Origin of the sequence: Actinomadura opuntiae (genome assembly GCF_030283205.1) — a bacterium.
Classification (GTDB): domain Bacteria; phylum Actinomycetota; class Actinomycetes; order Streptosporangiales; family Streptosporangiaceae; genus Spirillospora.
Genome location: NZ_JASNWF010000006.1, coordinates 167,534 through 191,544, shown reverse-complemented (window position 1 = coordinate 191,544; position 24,011 = coordinate 167,534). Strand labels below are relative to the sequence as shown.

General features: G+C 71.3%; 24 protein-coding genes and 2 tRNA genes. 13 read left to right on the top strand and 13 right to left on the bottom strand.

Annotated elements, in window-relative coordinates; translation table 11 throughout:
- Positions 1-134: 134 nt before the first annotated feature.
- From QP089_RS14670 to QP089_RS14660, 3 genes are read left to right on the top strand one after another with little or no spacing between them, the layout of a single operon-like run.
- On the top strand, positions 135-1,067 hold the full coding sequence (locus QP089_RS14670; protein ID WP_285912130.1) for an ATP-binding cassette domain-containing protein: 933 nt from the start codon (positions 135-137) through the stop codon (positions 1,065-1,067).
- On the top strand, positions 1,064-2,572 hold the full coding sequence (locus tag QP089_RS14665; RefSeq protein ID WP_285912129.1) for an ABC transporter permease: 1,509 nt from the start codon (positions 1,064-1,066) through the stop codon (positions 2,570-2,572). Before QP089_RS14670 ends, QP089_RS14665 begins: the two co-directional genes overlap by 4 nt.
- Positions 2,569-3,327 (top strand): ABC transporter permease subunit, encoded by a 759-nt coding sequence (locus QP089_RS14660; RefSeq protein ID WP_285912128.1) that lies wholly within the window; start codon positions 2,569-2,571, stop codon positions 3,325-3,327. Before QP089_RS14665 ends, QP089_RS14660 begins: the two co-directional genes overlap by 4 nt.
- 244 nt (positions 3,328-3,571) lie before the next feature.
- On the opposite strand, the gene QP089_RS14655 is transcribed toward QP089_RS14660, so the two are convergent.
- From QP089_RS14655 to QP089_RS14635, 5 genes are all read right to left on the bottom strand, one after another.
- A tRNA-Ala gene (locus QP089_RS14655) sits at positions 3,572-3,645 on the bottom strand.
- A gap of 51 nt (positions 3,646-3,696) precedes the next feature.
- Positions 3,697-4,239, bottom strand: a complete 543-nt coding sequence (sepX, locus tag QP089_RS14650) for a divisome protein SepX/GlpR (protein ID WP_285912127.1) — start codon at positions 4,237-4,239, stop codon at positions 3,697-3,699.
- A gap of 224 nt (positions 4,240-4,463) precedes the next feature.
- On the bottom strand, positions 4,464-5,084 hold the full coding sequence (locus QP089_RS14645) for a GNAT family N-acetyltransferase (RefSeq protein WP_285912391.1): 621 nt from the start codon (positions 5,082-5,084) through the stop codon (positions 4,464-4,466).
- A 76-nt stretch (positions 5,085-5,160) separates the two neighbouring features.
- Positions 5,161-6,267 (bottom strand): N-acetylglucosamine-6-phosphate deacetylase, encoded by a 1,107-nt coding sequence (gene nagA / locus QP089_RS14640; RefSeq protein WP_285912126.1) that lies wholly within the window; start codon positions 6,265-6,267, stop codon positions 5,161-5,163.
- Positions 6,264-7,163, bottom strand: a complete 900-nt coding sequence (locus QP089_RS14635; protein WP_285912125.1) for an SIS domain-containing protein — start codon at positions 7,161-7,163, stop codon at positions 6,264-6,266. The genes nagA and QP089_RS14635 overlap by 4 nt, the downstream gene beginning before the upstream one ends.
- 139 nt (positions 7,164-7,302) lie before the next feature.
- Here QP089_RS14635 and QP089_RS14630 point away from each other — a divergent pair, with 139 nt between their 5' ends.
- Positions 7,303-8,088: a DeoR/GlpR family DNA-binding transcription regulator gene (locus QP089_RS14630; protein WP_285912124.1), complete on the top strand. Its 786-nt coding sequence runs from the start codon at positions 7,303-7,305 to the stop codon at positions 8,086-8,088.
- Here the strand turns inward: QP089_RS14630 and QP089_RS14625 are convergent.
- Genes QP089_RS14625 through galU form a run of 4 tightly spaced genes read right to left on the bottom strand, consistent with a single transcriptional unit; the run spans position 8,085 to position 11,227 of the window.
- The gene (locus tag QP089_RS14625) at positions 8,085-8,561 is read right to left on the bottom strand and encodes a MogA/MoaB family molybdenum cofactor biosynthesis protein (protein WP_285912390.1); all 477 of its coding nucleotides are present in this window, start codon (positions 8,559-8,561) and stop codon (positions 8,085-8,087) included. The genes QP089_RS14630 and QP089_RS14625 overlap by 4 nt on opposite strands.
- A gap of 8 nt (positions 8,562-8,569) precedes the next feature.
- The gene (gene moaC, locus QP089_RS14620) at positions 8,570-9,049 is read right to left on the bottom strand and encodes a cyclic pyranopterin monophosphate synthase MoaC (protein ID WP_285912123.1); all 480 of its coding nucleotides are present in this window, start codon (positions 9,047-9,049) and stop codon (positions 8,570-8,572) included.
- Positions 9,046-10,251: a molybdotransferase-like divisome protein Glp gene (glp, locus tag QP089_RS14615; RefSeq protein WP_285912122.1), complete on the bottom strand. Its 1,206-nt coding sequence runs from the start codon at positions 10,249-10,251 to the stop codon at positions 9,046-9,048. Before glp ends, moaC begins: the two co-directional genes overlap by 4 nt.
- Before the next feature lie 40 nt (positions 10,252-10,291).
- The gene (gene galU, locus QP089_RS14610; protein WP_285912121.1) at positions 10,292-11,227 is read right to left on the bottom strand and encodes a UTP--glucose-1-phosphate uridylyltransferase GalU; all 936 of its coding nucleotides are present in this window, start codon (positions 11,225-11,227) and stop codon (positions 10,292-10,294) included.
- A gap of 33 nt (positions 11,228-11,260) precedes the next feature.
- Between galU and QP089_RS14605 the strand changes: the two genes are divergently transcribed.
- The 8 genes from QP089_RS14605 (at position 11,261) to mscL (ending at position 19,803) form a co-directional block, all read left to right on the top strand.
- Complete coding sequence (locus QP089_RS14605; RefSeq protein WP_285912120.1) at positions 11,261-11,842, top strand: 5-formyltetrahydrofolate cyclo-ligase; 582 nt, start codon at positions 11,261-11,263, stop codon at positions 11,840-11,842.
- Positions 11,843-12,053: 211 nt separating this feature from the next.
- Positions 12,054-13,043, top strand: coding sequence for an NAD(P)-dependent oxidoreductase (locus tag QP089_RS14600; RefSeq protein ID WP_285912119.1), 990 nt, complete (start codon positions 12,054-12,056; stop codon positions 13,041-13,043).
- A 103-nt stretch (positions 13,044-13,146) separates the two neighbouring features.
- Positions 13,147-14,634 carry a potassium/proton antiporter gene (locus QP089_RS14595; RefSeq protein WP_285912118.1) on the top strand — a complete coding sequence of 496 codons (1,488 nt, stop codon included), beginning with the start codon at positions 13,147-13,149 and terminating at the stop codon, positions 14,632-14,634.
- A gap of 146 nt (positions 14,635-14,780) precedes the next feature.
- Complete coding sequence (locus tag QP089_RS14590) at positions 14,781-15,134, top strand: FmdB family zinc ribbon protein (RefSeq protein ID WP_285912117.1); 354 nt, start codon at positions 14,781-14,783, stop codon at positions 15,132-15,134.
- Between the two features lie 250 nt (positions 15,135-15,384).
- Positions 15,385-17,514 carry an MMPL family transporter gene (locus tag QP089_RS14585; RefSeq protein WP_285912116.1) on the top strand — a complete coding sequence of 710 codons (2,130 nt, stop codon included), beginning with the start codon at positions 15,385-15,387 and terminating at the stop codon, positions 17,512-17,514.
- A gap of 131 nt (positions 17,515-17,645) precedes the next feature.
- On the top strand, positions 17,646-18,464 hold the full coding sequence (locus QP089_RS14580; protein WP_285912115.1) for an S-methyl-5'-thioadenosine phosphorylase: 819 nt from the start codon (positions 17,646-17,648) through the stop codon (positions 18,462-18,464).
- The gene (locus QP089_RS14575; protein ID WP_285912114.1) at positions 18,461-19,078 is read left to right on the top strand and encodes an RcpC/CpaB family pilus assembly protein; all 618 of its coding nucleotides are present in this window, start codon (positions 18,461-18,463) and stop codon (positions 19,076-19,078) included. Before QP089_RS14580 ends, QP089_RS14575 begins: the two co-directional genes overlap by 4 nt.
- Positions 19,079-19,389: 311 nt before the next feature.
- A complete protein-coding gene (mscL, locus tag QP089_RS14570; protein ID WP_285912113.1) occupies positions 19,390-19,803 on the top strand; it encodes a large conductance mechanosensitive channel protein MscL in 414 nt (137 codons plus the stop codon).
- A 4-nt stretch (positions 19,804-19,807) separates the two neighbouring features.
- Here the strand turns inward: mscL and QP089_RS14565 are convergent, their stop codons facing one another.
- Positions 19,808-20,839, bottom strand: coding sequence for a D-alanyl-D-alanine carboxypeptidase family protein (locus tag QP089_RS14565; RefSeq protein WP_285912112.1), 1,032 nt, complete (start codon positions 20,837-20,839; stop codon positions 19,808-19,810).
- 81 nt (positions 20,840-20,920) lie between these two features.
- Positions 20,921-21,358, bottom strand: coding sequence for a hypothetical protein (locus tag QP089_RS14560; protein ID WP_285912111.1), 438 nt, complete (start codon positions 21,356-21,358; stop codon positions 20,921-20,923).
- A gap of 177 nt (positions 21,359-21,535) precedes the next feature.
- Between QP089_RS14560 and QP089_RS14555 the strand changes: the two genes are divergently transcribed.
- Positions 21,536-21,608 (top strand) — tRNA-Arg (locus QP089_RS14555).
- Between the two features lie 108 nt (positions 21,609-21,716).
- Here QP089_RS14555 and QP089_RS14550 read toward each other — a convergent pair.
- Both QP089_RS14550 and QP089_RS14545 read right to left on the bottom strand, forming a co-directional pair.
- The gene (locus QP089_RS14550) at positions 21,717-23,186 is read right to left on the bottom strand and encodes a site-specific integrase (RefSeq protein WP_285912110.1); all 1,470 of its coding nucleotides are present in this window, start codon (positions 23,184-23,186) and stop codon (positions 21,717-21,719) included.
- The gene (locus tag QP089_RS14545; RefSeq protein WP_285912109.1) at positions 23,183-23,983 is read right to left on the bottom strand and encodes a hypothetical protein; all 801 of its coding nucleotides are present in this window, start codon (positions 23,981-23,983) and stop codon (positions 23,183-23,185) included. Before QP089_RS14545 ends, QP089_RS14550 begins: the two co-directional genes overlap by 4 nt.
- Between the last annotated feature and the right edge of the window lie 28 nt (positions 23,984-24,011).

The window sequence follows — 24,011 nt, the reverse complement described above, 5'->3', positions numbered from 1 at the left end:
CGGATCGAGGGGCCATGCTCTGACGATGCCAGATCCACGGTCTCAACCAGGTCGCAGCCGCTGCGACCGGGCTGGAACCGGGTGCTGCGTACAACCGTCGGCATGATTGCACTACGAACCGTAAGCGCGCCGCAATGAGCACCCCGGGGATCGTCGTCGCCGGACTGCGCAAGAGGTATGGCTCGGCCCTCGCTCTCGACGGCATGTCCTTCACCGTCCGACCGGGTGTGGTGACCGGATTGATCGGGCCGAACGGGGCCGGAAAATCCACCACGATGCGAGTGATCCTCGGCCTGGACTCGGTCGATGAAGGCACTGCTCTCATCGACGGGAAGCCATACCGCGATCTTCGGTGCCCGCTGAACCATGTCGGTTCGCTGCTGGACGCGGCGTCGCTGCACGCCGGCCGCAGCGGACACGGCCACCTGCTGTGGCTGGCGCATTCGCAGGGCCTGGGCGCGCGGCGGGTGAACCAGGTGATCGAGCAGGTCGGGCTGGCCTCGGTCGCCCGGCGCAAGACCGGAGGCTACTCGCTGGGGATGCGGCAGCGGCTCGGGATCGCCGCGGCCCTGCTGGGCGACCCGCAGATCATCATGCTCGACGAGCCGTTCAACGGCATGGATCCCGACGGCATCGTCTGGATGCGCGGCTTCCTGCGGTCGCTGGCCGCTCAGGGCCGCGCCGTCCTGGTGTCCAGCCACCTGATGAGCGAGGTGCAGGACACAGCCGATCACCTCGTCGTGGCCGGGCGCGGGAAGGCCATCGCCGACGCCGGCGTGGCCGACCTGATCGCGGCCGCCTCCGGGAACCGGGTGGCCGTACGGACCACGGCCGGGACCCACGCGATGAGGGTGCTCGCGCATGCCGGCGCGACCGTTGCGGCCGCCGGGCGCGACACCATCACCGTTTCGGGTCTGCCCGCGGATCGGATCGTGACGCTGCTCAGCCAGGGCGCGGTGCCGTTCTCCGAGGTATCGGCCCACCGCGCCACCCTTGAGGACGTCTACCTGGACCTCACCCGCGAGGCGGTCGAGTTCCGTGCCACGTCCATGGAGGTGACACGGTGACTCCTGCCGTGCCTAGCCGATGCGTCGGACGGGACGGTTTCCTCCAGATACTGCACGCGGAATGGACCAAATTCCGAACCGTCCGCGGCTGGCTGATCGGCATGGTGGCAGCAGCGTTGCTGTTGCTGCTGTTCGCCGCCCTCGCCGGGGTCAGCAGCGATCAGAGAGGTTCGTCACCCGTTCCGATCGGACCGGGCGGAGAGCCGGTCACCGACAGCTTCTACTTCGTGCACCAGCCGCTTTCCGGAAACGGCAGCATCACCGTCTCGGTCTCCGCGCTCAAGAGCAGCATTCCCAAGGGCCCAGGAGACCTGCGGCCCAGCACCGTGCCGTGGGCGAAGGCCGGCCTCATCATCAAGCAGAACACTCACCAGGGATCGCCCTACGCGGCGATCATGGTCACCGGCGACCGCGGCGTGCGAATGCAGGACGGCTACGTCAACGACAGGCCCGGCCCCGTCTCCGCCACGTCCCCGCGCAGGCTGCGACTGGACCGCTCGGGCGACACGATCACCGGCTATGCCTCCACCGACGGCACGCACTGGACCAAGGTGGGCACCGCGCGGGTGGACGGGCTCGGGCCGACCGCGCAAGTCGGGTTGTTCGTAGCGTCTCCACCCGCCATGGAAGGCATGGGGACGACCGGCAGCGTGTCGACGGCCGTCTTCGAAGACCTCCGTTTCCAGGGAGGCTGGGCCGGTGGCAGGTGGACCGGTGACCAGGTGGGAGCCGAATCCCCCACCTTCGCCGGCTACCCGGACAACACGTCGGGTTCGGTCACGGAATCGGACGGCCGGTTCGCGGTGACCGGCGCCGGCGACATAGCACCCGCCGTCCGCGAGACCCTGCCGACCGGCGGCACCCTTCGGGACATCCTCACCGGCACGTTCGCCGCGCTGATCGCGATGATCGTCGTGGGGGCGCTGTTCATCACCACGGAATACCGCAACAAGATGATTCACCTCACCCTGGCCGCAAGCCCGAGGCGAAGCCGGGTGTTGGCCGCCAAGGCGATTGTGTTGTGGCTCGTCACCTTCGTCGCCGGACTGCTGGGGACGGTCATCGCGACTCCGCTCGGTGAGCGGCTCGCCCGGGGCCACGGCGTCTACATCTTCCCGGTGCCGTCCGCAACGGAACTGCGGGTGGCATTCGGGACCGCGGCGCTACTCGCGACCGCCTCGGTCCTGGCCCTCTCCGTCGGCGCCATTTTCCGGCACAGCGCCGCCGCGGTGACCACCGTCATCCTGGCCATTGTGCTGCCCTACATCCTGACCGCCATCCCGTTCATGCCCGCAAGCGCGGCGAACTGGCTGGCCCGGGTGACACCGGGGGCGGCCTTCGCCGTCCAGCAGACGCTCGTGGAGTACGACCAGGTAGCAAGCCACTACACGCCCTACAACGGCTATTACCCGCTGGCGCCGTGGGCAGGATTCGCCGTCCTGGCCGCTTACGCAGTCGCGAGCCTGGCCGCCGCGGCCGTCCTGCTCAGCAAGAGGGACGCATGAAACGCGCGCTGCACGCGGAATGGACGAAGATGCGGACCGTCGCGGGCCCGCTATGGCTGCTGCTCGGCACGGTCGCGACGACAGTGGCCCTGAGCGCCGCCGCGACGTCGATAGCGAACTGCACCGCCGACGGTTGCGGCGATGACACGACCAAGCTGACCCTCACGGGCGTCTACCTCGGCCAGGCTCCCGTCGCCATCCTGGCGGTCCTGCTCATCGGCGGGGAGTACAGCTCGGGTCTGATCCGCACGACCCTGACGGCGGTACCGCGGCGCGCAACCGTTTTAGCGGCCAAGGCCGTCACTCTCACCGTCGTCGTGGCCGTCGGCGGAACCGTCGCCGTCCTCGGGACGGTGCTCGCCGGGCGCCTCATCCTGCCCGACCTCGACGCCCGGGCCCTGTCCCTGTCCAACGGCCCGACGCTGCGCGCGGTCTTCGGGACGGTCCTCTACCTGATCCTGATCGGCCTCCTCAGCCTCGGCGTCGCGACCGCGGTACGGGACTCCGCCACCAGCATCGGCGTCGTCCTCGGCCTGCTCTACATCGTCCCGATCCTCTCCCAGACGATCAGCAACCCGAAGTGGCAGCGCCTCCTCGAAAAGCTCGCACCAATGAGCTCCGGCCTCGCCATCCAAGCCACCGCTGACCTCGAAAGCCTGCCCATCAACCCCTGGGCCGGCCTCGGCGTAACCGCCGCCTGGGCCGCCGCCGCACTTGTGCTCGGCGGTCTCCTACTCCGCACGCGCGACACCTAGAAGCGACGGAGAACCCCGCCGAAACCGAAGTCCCGACCGGATGACGGCCCCTCAACTCGCCTCGACGCCCAGTCAATTCGGCTCGACGCCCAGGAGCCTTCGGTGGCGGCCTCGTAGGGCGGTGGTCCGCTGACTGCGGGCGGTGGCTGCGCGGACGGCGTCCAACACAGGGCACCTCGATGACAAACGATCGAGAGCCTGATCGAAATAGACTCCGATCAGGCTCTGACCTGCAAGTTCTCGGTGGAGCTGAGGGGATTTGAACCCCTGACCCCCTCGATGCGAACGAGGTGCGCTACCGGACTGCGCTACAGCCCCGAGGACTCTGTAAGGTTAGCGCATTTCGAGGGATGCTCGCGCACGCCGGGGTCATTCGCCCACCGCACGGCGGTCGTCGGCGTACTGGTCGAAGACCTCCTCGTGGGTGACGAGCTCGATGACCTCGGCGGGTTCGGCGGACTGGTCGGCGCGGCGGGCCTCGAGGGCGCGGGCGCGCGCGGCGGCGCGGCGCTCGGCGGCGGCGCGGCGGCGGGCGGCGTCCATGCCGACGGCGACGCGCAGCAGGGCCAGGTGGCCGCCCAGCAGCAGGGCCGGGGGCAGCGTGGACCACCACGGCAGCAGGCCGGACGCGACGAGCGCGACGACGGTCACCAGGAGGGCCGTCAGGCCGGACGTGCGGCGGCGGCGCCGGGCGATGACGGTGGCGCGGGTGGCGGGACGGCGCTGCGGCGCCGTCTCCTCTTCTTCCGCGGGCTCCTCCGCCGGTTCGACCTCCTCGTCCTCGAGTTCGTCGGCGCGCTTGTGAAGGAGGCGGGTCAGGCCGGCGTTCTCGGTGTCGCGGCGCAGCCACATGGGCACCAGGACGATGGCCCAGACCGCGACGATGGCGAGGTAGAGGACGGCGCTGCTCACGCGCTCACCGCCTCGGGCCGTCCCAGGGCACGCGGAATCGGCGGGCCGACTTTCGGCGCGCGGGCGTGCAATGGGAGCAGGGTCACGCCCCGCACGGTACGAGCCGGTGTCAGAGGTTGACGAGCATAAGGGGCGGTGTGTCGCGAGATCGATGCCGCCGTTACTCTCCGTTTGCCGAGTCTTCTCGATCGCAGGATTCTTACGGGACGAAAGTCACCCCGGACTCAAGTGCGCCGGGGAAATGCCTGTTTGCGTTCGGCCAGCCAGCGGGCGCGCAGGCCGCCCGGGACGTCCTCGACGGTCAGGGCGTAACAGATGTGGTCGCGCCAGGCGCCGTCGATGTGCAGATGGCGGCGCCGAATTCCTTCTTCCCGGAATCCGAGCTTTTCGACGACGCGGCGGCTGGCGGCGTTCTCCGGGCGGATATTCGCTTCGAGCCGGTGCAGGCCGACGGTGAAGAAACAGTGGTCGACGGCGAGGGCGACCGCGGTGGGAATGACGCCGCGGCCTGCGACCTGCTTGTCGACCCAGTAGCCGATCTGGGCGGAGCGGGCCGAGCCCCAGACGACCGCGCCGATGGTGAGCTGGCCGGCGAAGCGGTCCTCGTGGGTGACGACCCAGGGCAGGGCGAGGCCCTGGCGCGCCTCCCGGCGCATGGTGTGCACCATGCTCAGGTAGGGGCCGAGACCGCTGCGGAACAGCGGCGTCTCGGGATTGGTCGGTTCCCAGGGGCGCAGCCAGTCGGCGTTGCGCACCCGCAGCTCACGCCAGACGGCGGCGTCCCGGTGCCGGAGCGGGCGCAACCCGACGGGGCCCTCGGTGAGGGAGACCGGCCATCCCCGCAATCGTTCCACGGTTCCATGATTCCCTGGTAGGACATGCGGACGCCATCAATTGTGGCCGAGAAATCCACCGGGCGCCTTACAACCAGCGGCCCGCCTTCATCACGCGCCGTACCGACATGTCGTCGTTCAGGACGACGAGGTCGGCGTCCTTGCCGGGCTCCAGCGAGCCGGTGCGCGAGTCGAGGCCGAGCGCGCGGGCCGGGACGAGCGACGCGGCCGCGGCGGCCTCCTCGATCGGCGTGCCGAGGACGGTGACGGCGCGGCGGAACGCGTCCGCCATCGTGATCGTGCTGCCGGCGATGGACGTCCCGTCGGCGAGGACGGCGCGGCCGTCGCGGACCCGGACGTCCATGACGCCGAGCCGGTAGTCGCCGTCGCCCATGCCGGCGGCGGCCATCGCGTCGGTGATCAGGGCGACGCGGCCGGGTGCGGCCGCGAGGGCGAGCCGGGCGACGGCGGCCTCCACGTGCACGCCGTCGTTGATCAGTTCGGCGGTGACGCGGGGGTCGGTGAGCGCGGCGGCGACCGGGCCGCCCTCGCGGTGGTGCAGCGGGCGCATGGCGTTGAACAGGTGGGTCGCGACGGTGGCGCCGGCGTCGAACGCGGCGCGGGCGGTGTCGCCGGGCGCGTCGGTGTGCCCGACGGCCGCGACGACGCCGGCGTCCGCGGCGTCCCGGACGAGGTCCGGCGCGCCGGGCAGTTCGGGGGCGAGGGTGATCATGCGGAGGTGGCCGGCGCCGAGGCGGACGAGCCGGGCGAACTCGGCGCGGTCGGGGGCGCGCAGCAGGGCGGGGTCGTGCGCGCCGCAGCGGTCCCGGGCGAGGTAGGGGCCTTCGAGGTGGACGCCCGCGATGAGGCCGTCGGCGGCGAGGTCCGCGAGCCCGGCGACGGCGTTCGCCAGCTCCTCGGCGGTGCCCGTGACCAGGCTCGCGATCGTGGTGGTCGTGCCGTGCGCGAGGTGGAACCGGGCGGCCCGCCGCGCCTCCTCGGGACGTCCGGACTGGTAGGAGGCGCCCGCGCCGCCGTGGACGTGCATGTCCACGAAGCCGGGGACGACGTACCGGCCTTCGAGGTCGAGCGTGTCCCCGGTGGACGTCTCGGCGATCCGCCCGCCGTCGATGTGCAGGGTGCCGGACGCGACGCCGTCCGGCAGGACGATCCGGGCGTTCGTCAGCGTCGTCATGAGGCGTCCAGGATGACCGAGCGGGTGAGGTTGCGCGGATGGTCGGGATCGTCCCCGCGCGCGCGGGCGATCGCGACGGCCAGCCGCTGCGCCCTGACCAGGTCGGCGAGCGGGTCCAGCGACGTCGTGACCATCGTCCCGCCGACTCCCGCGACCTGGTCGGCGAGGCCCGCCGGGGGCTCGCCGAACATCCAGGCGACGCGTCCCGGGCCGGTGATCGCGATCGGCCCGTGCCGGTACTCCATCGCGGGGTAGGACTCGGTCCACGCGCCCGCGGCCTCGCGCATCTTGAGCGCGGCCTCGTGCGCGAGGCCGATCGTCCAGCCGCGGCCGAGGAAGGTGAACTGGTCCGCGGCGACGGCCTCGGCGGGCAGCGGCTCGGCGACGGCCCGCTCGGCGTCGGCGATCACCCCGGAGACGTCCTCGCCGAGGTGGGCGCGGAGCAGGACGAGCTGGGTCGTGGCGTAGCGGGTCTGCACCACCGAGCGCTCGTCGGCGTAGTCCAGGACGACGATCTCGTCGGCGGCGTTCATCACCGGCGTCGCGGCGTCGGCGGTGATCGCGACGGTCGGCACCGTACCGCGGACGCGGGCCAGCACGTCCAGCACCTCGGTGGTCGTGCCGGACCTGGACAGCGCCAGCAGCCGGTCGTAGCGGCGCCCGGCCGGGAACTCCGAGGCGGCGAAGGCGTCGGTCTCGCCGTGCCCGGCGGCCTCGCGGAGCGCCGCGTACGCCTGCGCGACGAACCAGGACGTCCCGCATCCGATCACCGCGACCCGTTCGCCGCGCCGGGGCAGCACGGGCGCGAGGTCCGCGGCCGTCGCGGCGGCCCGCCGCCAGCGGTCGGGCTGGGACGCGATCTCGGCCTCGGTGTGCCCGCCGCCGCGCTCCGCCATGGGCCCCTCCTCTGCAGCTGTCTGCGTGTTCTTGCTTGTTCAATAGCAAATCCGAGCACGAAAGACCATAGTGGTGCATCGCTAGAATCCAGGCCGGAGCCGTCCCGCGCGGCCGTCCGCGCACCGGAAAGGGGCCGGGATGACACGCCACGAACGCTGGAACGCGCTGCTGGAACTGCTCGCGGACGCCGGCCGGCTGAGCGTCGAGGAGGCGGCGGCCCGGATGGCGGTGTCCGCGGCGACGATCCGCCGCGACTTCGACCAGCTCGCGCAGCAGCAGATGCTCACCCGCACGCGCGGCGGCGCGGTCGCGCAGAGCGTCAGCTACGACCTCCCGCTGCGCTACAAGACCGCCCGGAACGCGACGGAGAAGCAGCGCATCGCCGCCGCGACCGCCGAGCTGGCCCGGCCCGGGTCGATCATCGGGCTGAACGGCGGCACCACGACCACCGAGGTGGCCCGGGTGCTGGCCACCCGCGCCGACCTGCACGCCGAGGGCGGCTCACCGGCGATCACCATCGTGACGAACGCGCTGAACATCGGCACCGAGCTGGCCGTCCGCCCGCACGTGAAGATCGTGCTGACCGGCGGGGTGCCGCGCCCGCAGTCCTACGAGCTGACCGGGCCGCTGGCGACCGGGATCTTCGACCACGTGACGCTGGACGTGGCGATCCTCGGCGTCAACGGGGTGGCCGTCGAGCACGGCGCGACCTGCCACAACGAGGGCGAGGCGGACGTCAACCGGCTGATGGCCGAGCGCGCCGACCAGGTGGTCGTGGTCGCGGACGGCTCGAAGGTCGGACGCCGCGCGTTCGCCCGCATCTGCGGGACGAGCCGGATCGACGTGCTGGTCACCGACGGGACGGTCGCGGAGGCCGACGTCGCCGCCTTCACCGAGGCCGGCGTCCGGGTCGTCCAGGTCTAGCCCGCCGGGGGACGCGGGTGGTCGCCGCCGCCGATCTGGTCGACGGCGTGCGCCAGGACGCGGCCGAGGACGGCCATGCCGTCGCGGACGCCGCCGGTCGAGCCGGGCAGGTTGACGATCAGCGTGCGCCCGGCGAGCCCGGCGAGGCCGCGCGACAGGATCGCGGCGGGCACCTTGTCGCGGCCCTCCAGCCGGATCGCCTCCGCGATGCCCGGGACCTCGCGCTCGATGACCAGCCGGGTCATCTCGGGCGTCCGGTCGGTCGGGGTGAGGCCGGTGCCGCCGGAGGTGACGACGACGTCGTAGGCCTGCGCGACCGCGTCCCGCAGCACCTCGGCGACCGGCTCGCCGTCCGGGACGACGACCGGGCCGTCCACCTGGCAGCCGAGGTCCTCCAGCAGCTCGACCAGCACCGGCCCGGACCTGTCGGCGTAGACGCCCGCCGCCGCCCGGTTGGAGACGGTGACCGCCATCGCCCTGATCACCGCCGCCACACGCCCGTCTTGCCGCCGGTCTTCTCCTCGACCCGGACGTCGGTGACGACGGCGGCCGGGTCGACCGCCTTGACCATGTCGACCAGCGCGAGCGCGGCCACGGAGACCGAGGTCAGCGCCTCCATCTCGACGCCCGTGCGGTCGGCGGTGCGGGTCACCGCCCGGATCGCCACGCCCTCGTCGTGGATCTCCAGCTCGACGGTGACGCCGTGCAGCGCGATCGGGTGGCAGAGCGGGACCAGGTCGGGGACGCGCTTGGCCCCCATGATCCCGGCGATGCGGGCGACCGACAGGGCGTCGCCCTTCGGCATGTCGCCGGCGCGCAGCAGCGCGACGCATTCGGTGGAAAGCCGGACGAACCCGGTCGCGGTCGCGGTCCTGGCCGAGACGTCCTTGGCGGACACGTCGACCATCCGGGCCGCGCCCTTGTCGTCCAGGTGGGAGAACTCGGTGCCCATGGCACTCATGGCAACCTCATGACTTCGACGTGCGAACCGGCGGGCAGCGCCTCGGCGTCCTCCGGCAGCGTGATCAGCGCGTTCGCCATGGCGAGCGATCCGAGCTGGTGGGATCCCTGCGTCTCGGCGGGCGCGACGGTGTAGTGGCCGCGGTTGAACGACAGGCGCCCGCGCAGGAAGTGCCGCAGCCCGGCGGGCGACTTGACGTCTTCCGCCAGGACGGCGCTGACCGTGGGAGACGATTCGGGCGGCAGCCCCTGCATGGCGCGCAAGGCGGGACGCACGAAAACCTGGAACGAGACGTACGCGCTTACGGGATTGCCCGGCAACGTGAAGACGGGCGTGCCTTCCAGGAGGCCGAACCCCTGCGGCTTACCCGGCCGCATGCGCACCTTGTGGAAGTCCACCGTTCCGGTGCCGGACAGCACCTCCTTCACCACGTCCCTTGTGCCCATGGACACACCGCCGGAGGTGATGATGGCGTCGGCGCGGACGAGCTGGTCCTCCAGCATCTCCATGACCTTGGCGGGCTCGTCGTGCACGGTCGCCTGCCGGTAGCCCACTCCCCCCGCCTCCACGACGGCGGCGGTGAGCATGTAGCTGTTGGACTCCCAGATCTGCCCGGGAGCGAGCTGCGCGCCCGGCTCCTGCAGCTCGTCGCCGGTGGAGACGACCACGACGCGCGGCTTCGGCCGCACGACCACGCGCGAGCGGCCCACCGCGGCGGCCATGGCGATCTGCGTCGCGCCCAGCCTCGTCCCGGCCTCCACGACGATCTGCCCCGCGAGGACGTCCTCGCCGGACCGCCGGATGTAGTTCCCCACCGGTGCAGGACGGGTGATGCGGACGGTCGCCGCGCCGCCGTCCGTCCACTCGACCGGGATGACCGCGTCGGCACCGGCGGGCAGCGGAGCGCCCGTCATGATGCGGGCGGTCAGCCCCGTCCGGATCGCCGAGACGGCCGCGTCGCCGGCCACGATGTCGCCGATCACGGGCAGCGTGACCGGTTCCGCCTCGGTGGCCCCCGCGACGTCCGCCGCGACGACGGCGTAGCCGTCCATCGCGGAGTTGTCGAACGGGGGCAGCGGGACCGGCGCGGAGACGGGCTCGGCGAGCACCGTCCCCTGCGCCTCCAGCAGCGCCAGGTCGAGCGGCGGCAGCGCCGCGACGCTGCCGAGGATCTCCGTCAGATGCTCGTCGACCGTTCTCATGCCCATTTCCGATGCCCCCTGGCCCCAGTGTGCCGGGTCGTCACGCGTCGCCGGAGCCGCCCACGCCGTCCGCGGCGTCATGGGTGCGGACGAACTCGCGCAGCCACGGGATGAACTCGGGCGCCAGGTCGGGGCGTTCCGCGGCGAACTGGACGACGGTCCGCAGGTACTCCAGCTTGTTGCCGGTGTCGTAGCGGCGGCCGCGGAACTTCACGCCGTACACGCCGCCGCCGTTCTCCGGCGCCGTGTCGGCGAGGGTGCGCAGCGCGTCGGTCAGCTGGATCTCGCCGCCGCGGCCGGGCGGGGTCTTCTCCAGCACGTCGAACACCGCGGGGTCGCAGACGTACCGGCCGATGATGATCCAGTTGCTCGGCGCCTCCTCGGGCGCGGGCTTCTCGACCAGGTCGGAGATGCGCACGACGTCGTCCTCGCCGGTGGCCTCGATGGCCGCGCAGCCGTAGGCGGACACCTGGTCGGGCTCCACCTCCATCAGCGCCACCACGCTGCCGCCGTACCGGCCGCGCACCTCGATCATCCGCTGCAGCAGCTTGTCGCGGGCGTCGATCATGTCGTCGCCGAGGAGCACCGCGAACGGCTCGTCGCCGACGTGCTGGCGGGCGCAGTGCACCGCGTGGCCGAGGCCGCGCGGCTCGCCCTGCCGGACGTAGTGCATGGTCGCCAGGTCGGCGGACTCGCGGATGGCGGCCAGCCGCTCGGTGTCGCCCTTGGCGTTGAGGGCCTCCTCCAGCTCGTAGGCCCGGTCGAAGTGGTCCTCGATGGACCGCTTGCTGCGCCCGGTGATCATCAGGACGTCGCTGAGGCCGGCATCGACCGCCTCCTCGACGACGTACTGGATCGCCGGTTTGTCGACGACGGGCAGCATTTCCTTTGGCGTCGCCTTCGTGGCGGGCAAGAATCGAGTACCGAGGCCCGCCGCCGGAACCACGGCCTTGAGTACGGGTGCAATGTCGACCATGGAAAGACCCTAGTCATCCGCGAGGACAACAGCGTGCACGACATCGTTTCGAAGACCGACCTCCGCGCCGGGATGCTGGCCGGGCGCGCGACCATGACCGCCGAGGAGCGGGCCGCCGGGGGCCGGTCGCTGCGCGACGCGCTGCTGCCGGTGCCCGAGATCGAGATGGCGGGCACGATCGCCGCGTACGTCTCGGTCGGCACCGAACCGGACACCCGGAGCCTGCTGTTCGGGCTGTGGAAGCGCGGCGCGTACGTGCTGCTGCCCCGCCTGCTGCCGGACGGCGATCTCGACTGGGCGTCCTACGAGGGCCCCGACTCGCTGGCGCCCGGCCCGCGCGGATGCCTGGAGCCGACCGAGCCGCCGCGCGGCCCGCAGGCCGTGGCCAGCGCGGACGTCGTCCTGGTGCCCGCGGTCGCGATCGACCGTTCGGGGATGCGGCTCGGCCGCGGGGGCGGCTCCTACGACCGGGCGCTCGCCCGCGTGGGGCCAGCGATCCTGACGGTCGGGCTGGTGTACGACGCCGAGCTCGTGGACGAGCTGCCGTCCGAACCGCACGACCAACGGGTGCGCGCGGCGGCGACTCCGGGCGAAGGGCTGGTGCGCTTCGCCTGAGGTTCCGGGCGGTGTTCGGTGGAGAGGAATCCGGCCGAGGATGCCGTCCGGTCGAGGTGGCGGGCGTATCCGGCCGTCATGCAGTTCTGGCGCGACGGTTAGCAGGACCTGGCTCGCTGGCCAGTATCGGACGGCCGCATAGGGTGAGTATCCGGCAAGATCGCGGCTTCGGGGACCGCGGTCCGATGTGAGGCTCACCAGGAGGTTCGAGATGACGGCGCCGTGGCGGATCCTTTCCCTGCCCCCGCTCGGGGAGGACATCGTGCGCGGCCTGTTCGGCTCGTTCGGCGACGCCATGGAGGTGACGTTCCCGCAGACCAGGGACCGCGCCGGGCTCCTCGCGGCGCTCCCGGAGGCGGAACTGGTCATCGGCGACTTCAGCGCACAGCTGAAACTGGACGCCGAGGCCGTCGCCGCGGCCCCGCACCTGGCGTTCGTCCAGATGCCCGCCGTGGGGACCGACAGCATCGACGGCGCCGCTCTCGCGGAGGCCGGCGTGCCGCTGGCCAACACCGCCGGTGCGAACGCGCGCGGAGTGGCCGAATGGGCGGTCGGCGCCGCGTTCGCACTGTGCCGCCATCTCGTCTGGGGCGACCGCCATGTGCGCGCCGGCGAATGGCCGCAGGCGGAGCTGCTGGCGCGCGGGACGAGGGAGATCCACGCGCAGCGCGTAGGCGTCGTTGGCTTCGGGGCCATAGGTGCTGAGGCGGCGCGTCTGTTCCAGGCGCTCGGCTGCGAGGTCTCCTACTGGACGAGGCGTCCGCGCACATCGGTGTCCGCGACGTACAGGGAACTGGACGATCTGCTCGCCACCTCGGACATCCTTGTGCTCGCGCTACCGCTCACCGACCAGACGCGCGGCCTCATCGGCCCGGAACGTCTCGCGCTGCTCCCGGACAAGGCGCTGCTGGTGAACGTGGCGCGCGGCGGTATCGCGCCCGACGACGCCGTGCTCGCCGCACTGGAGTCGGGACGGCTCGCCGGCGCGGCCCTGGACGTCTTCGACGAGGAGCCGCCGCGGGCCGACCACCCTCTGCGCGCGCACGAGAACGTCCTGCTGTCCCCGCACGCGGCGGGCGGGACGACGCAGTCGCAGCGGAACATCGTGACGATGCTGCTCGACAACCTCACGCGGGCCGTCCAGGGACATCCGGTGCACAACGTCGTCAACGGGGTGGACCCGCAGGTCAGGCGGAGATAGCAGGCGTTCTAGGCATCCCGTTCATCAACCGCAAATGTGCATTTGACACACGATTCTGTAGTATTGCTAAAAGTTCAACTTTGACGACCCCGAAGGGTGGGATGTGCAGCTCGACATCTGGCTACTCCTCGGGGCCGTGCTCGTACTCAGCGCCATCGTCGCGGTCCGGCTGTCGCACCAGGCCGGCCTGCCGACCCTGCTGGCGTACATGGGCCTCGGCCTTCTCATCGGCGAGTCCGGTCCCCTCCACATCAACTTCGACAACGCCGAACTGGCCGAGACGCTCGGCCTCGCCGCCCTCGTCCTGATCCTCGCCGAGGGCGGTCTCACCACCAACTGGCGCCACGTGCGGCCCTCCGTGCCCGCCGCGCTCAGCGTGTCCACCATCGGCACCCTGATCAGCATCGTCGTGGTGGCGCTCGCCGCCATGTGGCTGATCGGCATGGACTGGCGCCCGGCGTTCCTGCTGGCCGCCGTGCTCGCCCCCACCGACGCCGCCGCGGTGTTCTCGGTGCTGCGCCGGCTTCCGCTGCCGTCCCGGCTGACCGGGCTGCTGGAGGCCGAGTCCGGCTTCAACGACGCGCCCGTCGTGATCATCGTGGTGACGCTCAGCACCAAGCACGGCGGCGTCCCCAACCTGGCCGAGCTCTTCGGCGTGATGGTCTACGAGCTGGCCGCGGGCGGCCTGCTCGGCTTCGCGATCGGCTGGCTCGGCGCGCAGGCGCTGCGGCGCGTCGCCCTCCCGGCCTCCGGCCTCTACCCGATCGCGGTGCTGTCGCTATCGGTCGGCTCTTACGGCGCCGCCACGCTGCTGCATGCGAGCGGCTTCCTGGCCGTCTATGTGAGCGCGCTCGTGCTCGGCAATGCGCGCCTACCGCATCGTCCGGCCACGAGAGGCTTCGCCGAAGGCATCGGATGGCTGGCCCAGATCGGGCTCTTCGTGATGCTGGGCCTACTGGCCTCCCCCAGCGCATTGCCCGGCCAGATCGTCCCTGCGCTCGTCATCGGGTTCATCCTGCTGCTCGTAGCGCGCCCTATCTCGGTCGTCCTGTCCTCTATCGGATTCAAGCTGTCGTGGGGCGAGAAGGTGTTCGCCTCATGGGCGGGCCTACGCGGAGCCGTTCCCATCGTGCTGGCCACGATCCCGATGGTGAAGGACGTGCCGAGCGCCGATCGCCTCTTCTCCATCGTCTTCAACATCGTCGTGGTGTTCACCCTCTTGCAGGGCCCCACGCTGCCGCTGGTCGCGCGCTGGTGCCGGCTGAAGAGCGACGAGCAGACCCGCGAACTGGACGTGGAGGCCGCACCCCTGGAGGAGCTCCATGCGGACCTGCTCGAAGTCCGCATCCCACCCGACTCCATGTTGAGCGGGGTGGAGATCTTCGAGCTCCGATTGCCCGCCGGGGCGTCCGTCACCCTCGTCGTAAGGGACGGATCGAGCTTCGTACCGGAACCCACCACGCCCCTGCAGAACGGCGACACGCTGCTGGTCGTGACCACCGAAGCCGTGCGCGAGACCACGGAGCGGCGGCTGCGCGCCATCAGCCGCCGCGGGAAGCTGGCCGGCTGGTTCGGCGAGACGGGCACATAGGGTCCGTGGTCAGGTGCCACAGGGGGCACGCGGCGCTCGGGAACAGACCCGCGGCGCATCCTGTTGCACTGATGGGTACCATTAGCAGTCATCTAGAGTGAGTGCCAGTCCGGGACGGCTCCGGGCTGAGTCAGCGAGGAGGAACCGTGCCGACGTATCAGTACGTTTGCACCGAGTGCGGCGAGCCTCTGGAGGTCGTGCAGAAGTTCAGCGACGACGCGCTGACCGAATGCCCGGCGTGCAGCGGCAAGCTCCGCAAGGTCTTCTCCGCCGCGGGGATCATCTTCAAGGGGTCGGGCTTCTACCGCACCGACAGCCGCGGCTCCAGCAAGTCGTCCTCGACCGTGGGGAGCTCGTCCAACGGATCGAACGGCTCGTCGGGCGGCGACGCCGGCAGCAAGTCCGACTCGTCCTCCTCGACGGCCTCGTCGTCGAGCGACTCCTCGTCCTCGTCGTCCGGCTCCTCGGCGAAGTCGTCCTCGTCCGAGAAGGTGGCCTGACCTTCCGGGGCCACGCCCCACACACCGCCGCGCTTCACGAAGGCCGGAGGGACCCGAGCAGGGTCCCTCCGGCCTTCGCCGTTTCCTGGCCGTTCCTGGTCGCACCCCTGAGCCGACCCCGAGGCGCACCCTGAGGGATCCCCGAGATTTCGCGATATAACTTGCTTTATCTCCGAGTTCGAGAGACTCTAGGCGAGAGCAAGTCATCGCGTCATATCGCGAGTTCGCCGCACCTCTCAGGAGATCGACCATGCGCGCACAGAGCCAGGCTCCCCCCAGCACACCGGCCCGGCGGCTCGCCGGGCTGATCGCCGGCCGCCGCGGCAAGTGGGCCGTCCTGGCCGTCTGGATCGTGCTGCTGGCCGCCCTCGGCCCGCTCGCCGGACGGCTCACCGACGTGGAGGACAACGACGCGGCGTCCTGGCTGCCGGCCAGCGCGGAGTCCACCCGGGTCGTCAAGGAGCAGGACGCCTTCCAGAAGGACGAGACGCTGCTCGCGGTCATCGTCTACGAGCGCACCGGCGGCATCACCGCCGCCGACCGCGCCAAGGCCTCCGCCGACGTGGCGGCCTTCGAGCGCCTCCCCGGCGCCGAGAAGGCGCAGGGCCCGATCCCGTCGAAGGACGGCCGGGCGCTGGAGACCCTCGTCCCGGTCGGCAACGACGACGTGACCGACGCCGTCGACCAGGCCCGCGACATCGTCAAGCGGGGCCCGCCCGGGCTGTCCGCGCACGTCACCGGGCCCGCGGGCGCCGGCTCCGACCAGTTCGGCGTGTTCCAGAGCCTCGACGGCTTCCTGCTGATGGCCGCCGGAATCGTCGTGATCGCCCTGCTGCTGATCATCTACCGCAGCCCGGTGCTGTGGTTCATCCCGGTGCTCAGCGCCGTCTTCGCCCTGGGGCTCGCCCAGTCGGTCGTGTACCTGCTCGCCAGGTACGCCGACCTGACCGTCAACGGGATGAGCTCCGGCATCATGACCGTGCTGGTGTTCGGCGTCGCCACCGACTACGCCCTGCTGCTCGTCGCCCGCTACCGCGAGGAACTGCACCGGCACGAGGACCGGCACGAGGCCATGGCGTTCGCGCTGCGCCGCGCCGCACCCGCCGTCATCGCGTCCGCCGCCACCGTCGCCGCCGGCCTGCTGTGCCTGCTGCTCGCCGACCTGAACTCCACCGCCGGACTCGGCCCGGTCGCCGCGGCCGGCGTCCTCACCGCGCTCGGCGCGATGGTCACCCTGCTGCCGGCCCTCCTCGTCATCTTCGGCCGCTGGGTGTTCTGGCCGCTCGTCCCGCGCTACGACGCCAAGTACCTGGCGCCCGAGGCGTACGAGGCCGAGCACGGCGTCTGGTCGCGCATCGCGGGCCTCGTCGCCAGGCGCTCGCGCCTGGTGTGGCTCACCACGGGCGTCCTCCTTGTCGGCCTTACCTTCGGCCTGGGCTCCCTCAAGGCCGACGGTCTCTCCTACGCCGAGCAGTTCACCGGACGCCCCGACTCGATCGTCGGGCAGGAGGCCGTGGCCCGGCACTACCCCGCCGGATCCGGCTCTCCGGCCGTCGTCATGGCCAAGGCGTCCGCGGCGCCTCAAGTCGCCGCAGCGGTGGAGCACACGTCGGGCGTCGCCCAGGTCGGCCCGCCCGCCCGTGCGAACGGGCTGGTGATGTACGAGGCGACTCTGCGGGCCCCTGCCGACAGCAAGGCGGCCGAGCGGACCATCGACCGGCTCCGGGACGCTGTGCACGCCGTCCCGTCCGCGAACGCGAAGGTGGGCGGTATCACCGCCATATCCCTGGACACCAAGCGGGCCTCTGTACGCGACAACAAGGTCATCTTCCCGATCGTGCTGGGCGTCGTCTTCATCATCCTGGTGCTGCTGCTACGCGCGCTGGTGGCGCCGCTGCTGATGATGGGCACCGTCGTCCTGTCGTTCCTGGCCTCGCTCGGCGCGTGCGCACTCATCTTCCGGCACGGCTTCGGGTTCGCGGGCGCTGACACCGGGTTCCCCTTGCAGGCGTTCACGTTCCTGGTAGCGCTGGGGGTCGACTACAACATCTTCCTCATGCACCGGGTGCGGGAGGAGTCGCAGGCCCTCGGCACGCGGCGCGGCATCCAGCGCGGCCTCACCGTCACCGGCGGGGTCATCACGTCCGCGGGCGTGGTGCTGGCGGCCACGTTCGGCGCGATGGCGACGCTCCCGCTGGTGTCCATGGTGGAGATGGGCTTCGTGGTCGCGTTCGGCGTCCTGTTCGACACGCTGGTCGTCCGGTCGCTGCTGCTGCCCGCCCTGTCGCACGACCTCGGACGGCGGATCTGGGCGCCGGGCCGCCTCGCCAGGAGCGAGGCGTCCGCGGACCGGTCCCGGGTCCTGGACCGGGTCGGCTGACGCCGGGCGGACGGATTCGGGAGGGGCCCGGCGGAGCGCCGGGCCCCTCCTCCGCATCCGGCGATCATGAAGTTATCCACAATCGGCGGCAGGTCCGCCACGGGCGGCGCGGGCTGGTTAGTGTCGGCGTCATGTCCACCAACTCCCAGCCCACGGCCGAGATCGCGGTCATCGGCGGTTCCGGTTTCTACTCCTTTCTCGACGACGTCGAGGAAGTACGCGTCGACACCCCCTACGGCCCGCCGAGCGACCCCATCGCCGTCGGCGAGCTCGCCGGGCGCCGCGTCGCGTTCGTCCCCCGGCACGGCCGCGACCACCGCTTCCCGCCGCACAAGATCCCCTACCGCGCCAACCTGTGGGCGCTGCGGTCGCTGGGCGTCGGGCAGGTCCTCGCGCCCAGCGCGGTCGGCTCCCTGACCCCCGACCTCGGGCCCGGCACGCTCGCCGTCCCCGACCAGCTCGTCGACCGCACGTCCGGGCGCGCGCAGACCTACTACGACGAGGGCGCCGCGATCCACGTCTCGTTCTCCGACCCCTACTGCCCGGCGGGCCGGCGCACCGCCGTCGAGGCCGCGAACGCCGCCGGCTGGACGCCCGTCGACGGCGGCACCCTCGTCGTCATCGAGGGGCCCCGCTTCTCCACCCGGGCCGAGTCCCAGTGGTTCGCCCGCCAGGGCTGGACGCTCGTCGGGATGACCGGCCACCCGGAGGCCGTGCTCGCCCGCGAGCTGGCGCTCTGCTACACGCCGCTCTGCCTCGTCACCGACCTCGACGCCGGCATCGAGGAGGGCGAGGGCGTCACCATGGACGAGGTGCTCCGGGTGTTCGGCGAGAACATCGGCCGGCTGCGCGGCGTGGTCGCCGACGTGGTCAAGGCGCTGCCCGCCGACCGCGACTGCGCCTGCCCCGCGGTGCTGGACGGCATGAAACTGCCGCTGGAGCTGCCGTGAACGCACGCGCGGCCCGGCTGCGGCGGCCGCTGGCGGCACTGTTCGCCGCGGCCGCCGCGGGCCTGGCCCTCACCGCGCTGCGGCCGGGGGCGGCGCCGTCCGTCCGCGTCCTGGCCGCGGCCCGCGACCTGCCCGCGGGCACCGCGCTCGGCACGGCCGACCTGCGCGCCCTCGACCTGCCGCCGCCGGCCGTCCCGGCGGGCGCGGTGCGCTCCGGCGCGGCCGGACGCGTCCTCGCCGGCCCGATGCGGCGGGGCGAGCCGCTCACCGACGCCCGCCTGGTCGGCAACGGGCTCCTGCGCGGCTACGGCCCCGGCACGGTCGCCGCGCCCGTCCGGATCGCCGACGCTGGCAGCGCCCGCCTCCTGCACTCGGGCGACCGCGTCGACGTGCTGGCCGGGCCGCCGTCCGCCGGCTCCGACCTGCCCCGCGAGGGCGACCGGTGGGCAGAGGCTCGCGTGGTCGTGTCCGGCGTCCCCGTGGTGACCGTCCCCCGGCCGCACGACGAAAGCGGCCAGGAGGGCGCCCTGGTGGTCCTCGCGACCGACCGCGCACAGGCCCAGGCACTCGCCGGCGCGGGCACCGCCCTCTCCATCACCATCACCGGCACCTGAACACCCCCGTCCGCCGACACCTTCGTCCGCCGACACTGTTACTCGCCGACACTGTTACTCGCCGACACCTTTGCTCGGCGGCAACCGACTTGGCGCAAGGGGTGAGCTTTCATTACCATCCGTAGCCGTTCCGGCTCGGCGCGCACCGGGCCGAGCATGGATGACAATGCGCATGCGGGAGTTAAGAAACCGTCCAATCGGGGCAAACTCGGCGCGGACCGGCCGCACCCCCCTTCCCGCGCGCCCAGAGCCGATCGCCGTCAGGGAAGGCGTCCGACGGGACGCGCCCCACCGACCCCCGGGAGTTGCACATGAGCGGATTCAAGAAATTCCTCTTCCGCGGAAACCTCGTCGACCTCGCCGTCGCGTTCGTCGTCGGAGCCGCGTTCGCCTCGCTGGTCAAGGACTTCGCGAACTCCTTCATCACCCCGCTGATCGCGCTGCTCGGCGGCAAGCCCGACTACACCCGGCTGTCGGTGACGATCGACGGCACGAAGTTCCCCTACGGCGTCTTCGTCACCTCGGCGATCGCGTTCGTCATCACCTCGGTGGTCGTGTACTTCCTCGTCGTACTGCCGACCACGAAGCTGATCGAGCGGATGGACCGCGGGAAGGAGGCCACCGAGCGCGAGTGCCCCGAGTGCCTCGCCGAGATCCCCATCAAGGCGCGGCGCTGCCAGTTCTGCACCTCCGAGATCGTCCCGCTCACGCAGATGCCGTCGTGACGGGTCAGTACTCGCTCTCGGTGCCGTACTCCCAGTGCCAGGGCTCGAACGGGTTGCTGTAGGCCCACGCCGGGTGGAACCACCCGTACTTCTTCGAGTTGGCCTTCAGCCAGTTGAACTGCACCGAGCCCTGGTTCTGCACGCCGCCGCAGACGTCGATGGCCTGCCCCTTGCCGTGGTTGCTGGTTCCGGGCACGGCCGCGAAGCCCGGCCGCCTGGCGTAGACGGACTGCTGCTCGGCCAGGCTCCGGTAGGAGTCCGTCAGGCACATGTCGCGGCCGAACTGGCGCTTGTACGCGGCGTTCAGCTTGTAGAAGGCCAGCGCCGCGTCCGCGCGCAGCTCGCGGCCCTTCTGGGGCAGCGGGCACAGGTACTTCTGCGGGATCAGCCCGTTGGGGAACTTCTTGGCGTCGGCGGCAAGGCTCTTGTCGCACCCGAGCTCCAGCCGCTTGCCCTCTGGCAGCTTCTTGAGCATCGCGCTCAGCTGGTCGGTGAGCTGCGCGGACCGCTGCTTGAGCCCGTCGATGTCCTGCTGGACGCGCGTCTGCGCGATCGCGTTGCGCGACTGCAGGTCCTGCGCGGTGGACGCCAGCTGCTGCTTGCGCCGCTGCAGCGCGTCGGCACGGTCCACAAGCTCCTGCTGCGAGCGGGCGAGCATGCTCACGTCGGCGGTGGCGCGCAGCGCCTCCTCGGGGTTCCCGCCGCCGAACACCGCCATCGACCCGGCGGCGCCGGGCTGCTGGTAGGAGGAGTTCGCCAGCCGCGCCAGCGGCTGCCGGATCTGGTTGAGCTGCGCCTCGGCGTCCGCGAGGTCCTTCAGCGTCGCCTTGAGCTTGCTCTGCGAGGCCGCGAGGTCCTTCTTGCGGCCCTCCATCTCCTTGGTGGCCGACTCGAGTTCGTCGCGGGCCTTCGCGGCGGCCTCGCGCAGGGACTTCACGTCGTCCCCGCCTTCGGCCGCCCTGCCGGCACCCTGCGGCACTAGCGTCGCCATCACCAGGACGGCCGCGGCCAGCGCAGCCGACCGGGGGTTCGGCACGGTGGTTTTCCTCCTGATGCCCGAATGCGAACAGCGGCAGCACGCTACTACAGGTTCACCGGTGAACTGGGCGTAACCGGCTCAGCGGCCCATGTGACGATGACGATGGCACCACCGGTCGAAGAACGGCACATCCGACCACGGGCAGGGCGGCCGCGACTCCGGCGGCCGCGTCGGCGCCGGCGACGGCCTCCTGCTCGGCTCCGCCGACGGCCTGGCGGCCCGCGCGGGCGCCTTCGTCTCGGCCTGCGGCCTGCTCGCCGGCGGCACGTACTGCCCGAACGTCGGCTCGGCCGAGGGCGAGACCCGCGCGGCCTTCGGGGTCGGCGTGGCCGCGCCGTCCGGCCCGTCCACGGGCTCCTCGCGTAACGCGAACGCCACCACGGTCGCCAGCACGACGGGCAGCAGGAAGGCCCCCGCGATCACCGCGCCCCGCCTCCGGCTCAGCCGAGGCGCGCGCTCCTCCGCGGCCTCGCCGGTCTCCCGGTCCCTCGGCCGCCCGCGATGCCGACCCGTCACGGCACCGAAGCGTACCCACACCGGGCCCACCCGGCCTAGAGCGCACGCGCCCCGTCTCCCACGGCCTTCCGGCACTCTCACGAGCACCCCGCCCCCCTATAACGGGGAGCGCTCAGTGCGCCCCTTCCCCTACCCTGTAGGTGCCGTCCGCTACGCTCTTCCGGCAAGCGACGACACGCCTCCGTAGCTCAGGGGATAGAGCACCGCTCTCCTAAAGCGGGTGCCGCAGGTTCGAATCCTGCCGGGGGCGCCGAGATCGGAACGCGCTGACCAGCCGAAACACACCGGCCGGGAGGCGCGTTCGTCGTTCCGGGAGATCATCACCGGGCCTCGTTGGCACATTGATGGCACCATCCGCCTACGCCCGGTTCCGGCGCGGCACGAACGCCGCGATCTTCGCCGCCGCGTCCTCGGCGAGTTCCTCGGCCACCACCGCGTACACGTCGGAGGTGAACGCCGCGGACGCGTGCCCGAGGATCTCCGACACCACCTTCATGTCGACGCCTGCGGCGAGCAGCATCGTCGCCGACCCGTGCCGCAGGTCGTGGAGCCGGACGGGCGGAAGCGCCGGCCCGGCGAGCGCCACCTCTACCTCGTGCTCGGTGACGCGCGACCGCTTCACGATCTGCTCGCGCGTCCAGCCGTCCGCGTGGTGCTTCCGGATGGCGTTGTACCGGCGGATGAGCCGGGCGAAGTGCTGCGACACCGACTCCGGCCGGAGCGCCTGGCCGTCCTCGCGGGTGAACACCCGGCCGGAGTCCGTCCACGCCTCGCCCCACGCGACGCGCTCCTCGAGCTGCTGCTTGCGCCAGACCTTCAGGACGTCGGCGGTGGCCTCGTCGAACACGACGATGCGGGCGGAGTCCTCGGACTTCACGTCGTCCAGCTCGTCATCGGGCTGAGCCTGCAGCACGTGCAGGCGGCGCCGCTCGAGGCTGACGTCGGGCCAGTCCAGGCCGACCATCTCACCGCGGCGCATGCCCCAGTACGCGCCGAGGTGCCACAGCGGGTACAGGCGGTCAGCCTCGGCGAAGTCCAGGAACGCGCCGCACTGCGCGGCAGTCCACACCATCACCCGGGCGGGGATCTTCTCCGTCTTCTCCCAGTGCGCGACGCGCTCGGGCGTCCACAGCAGCGGCTTCGCCTTGCCCTTCCGGCCGGCGCCGCCCTTGCTGCGGAACACTCCGGCGGCCGGGTTGGCCAACAGCAGCTTGGACACCATCACGGCATCGTTGAGCGCGGCGTTCAGCACGATGTGTACGCGCTTGATCCGCGACTCCGAGACGGGTCGATTGGAGTAGCGCGTTCCGTGCTTGACGGCGCGGGCCTCGAGCAGCCGGCGCAGCATCTCGGACAGCTGCTTGCCCTCGGCGTCACGGTTGATCTGCCGCATCGCGGTGTACAGGTCGCGGATGTGGTGGTCACGCAGGTCCACCAGCTTCACATGGCCGAGGCCCGGCTTGAGGTACAGATCGATGATCTCGCGGTCGGTCGCGAGGGTGGAGCGTTTCAGACCACCGCCAGTCTCGGCCTCGGACACGCGCCATTCGTGCCGCTTGTCCAGGTAGGTGCCGGTCGTCATCTTGCGGTCGTCGACATGGCCGGTCTTCCCAACCTGTCCGAGGACCTCAGCCAGCGCGGCCTTGCACTCCTTCTCGGTCTCGAACGGACCGATGCGCGGCTGGCGGCGCTTCCCGTCCGCGGTGCGCGGCGCCTCATAGCGGGCGTACCACTTACCGTGATGACGCTTAGCGAGGTCAGGGCACTTGCTGTAGAGCGGCTTCCCGGTCTCGGGGTCCCGGCAGGAACACGCCTTGTACGGCTTCATCGCTCCTCGTCTCTCAGCTGCTGCTCAGTCTTCCGACGTCCGCGGGGCTTGGCCGGCGGCAGCATCCCTCGCTCGCGCGCTTTGCCCAGGAGGCGCCCGACGTGGGCAGGGTGGTACTTCAGACGCTCGGCAACAACAGCTCTCGGAGCTCGTACTCCCCGTGCGACAGCGTCCTTGTACTCGGCGACCACGCGGTTGAGTAGTTCCTCGGCCTCCTCTCCTCTGGCTCGCTGGCCCGTCTGGCTGGTGTGGAAGTTGGTCAGGGTCTCAAGCGTGCTGCGCAAGGCGTCTTCCTGACTCGCATGCAGCCGGGCAAGATCGTCGAGCAGCTCTGGAGGTGCGGACTGCACCATCTCCGGAATGATCTCTTCTCCAAGACCTTGCGCGTACCGCCGTAGCGCCTCTTGGAACTCATGGCCGACCGCGGCCCATCGTTTGATGATCGATACTGCAGGAACAGCCTTGATCAGCTTTTGGGTGATGCCATCCCCCTGCGGCACCTCGGGCGTCGGCTTGTCCTCCCGAACGGCGTCCACGACCCTCCAGAGGATCCGGTCCAACTCTTCGACGCCGATCTTCGGACGTGCCGCATACCTCAGGTGGATGAGCCGGCCATCCCTGACCTCCCCTTCCACGCGGAAGGGAAGGCGTGGGTCTTCGACGGTGACGGACTGATAGTCCACATCGAGCATCGACGCGAACCCCAGCTTCACTCTGACCCGCGCATGCCTGGTCTCGTCTACCTCGTAGGTGACCTGGAAGGCGTGATCACTGGGCTCCTGCATCTCCTCTGTCACCTACCGAACGTAATCATGGCGCTATAAG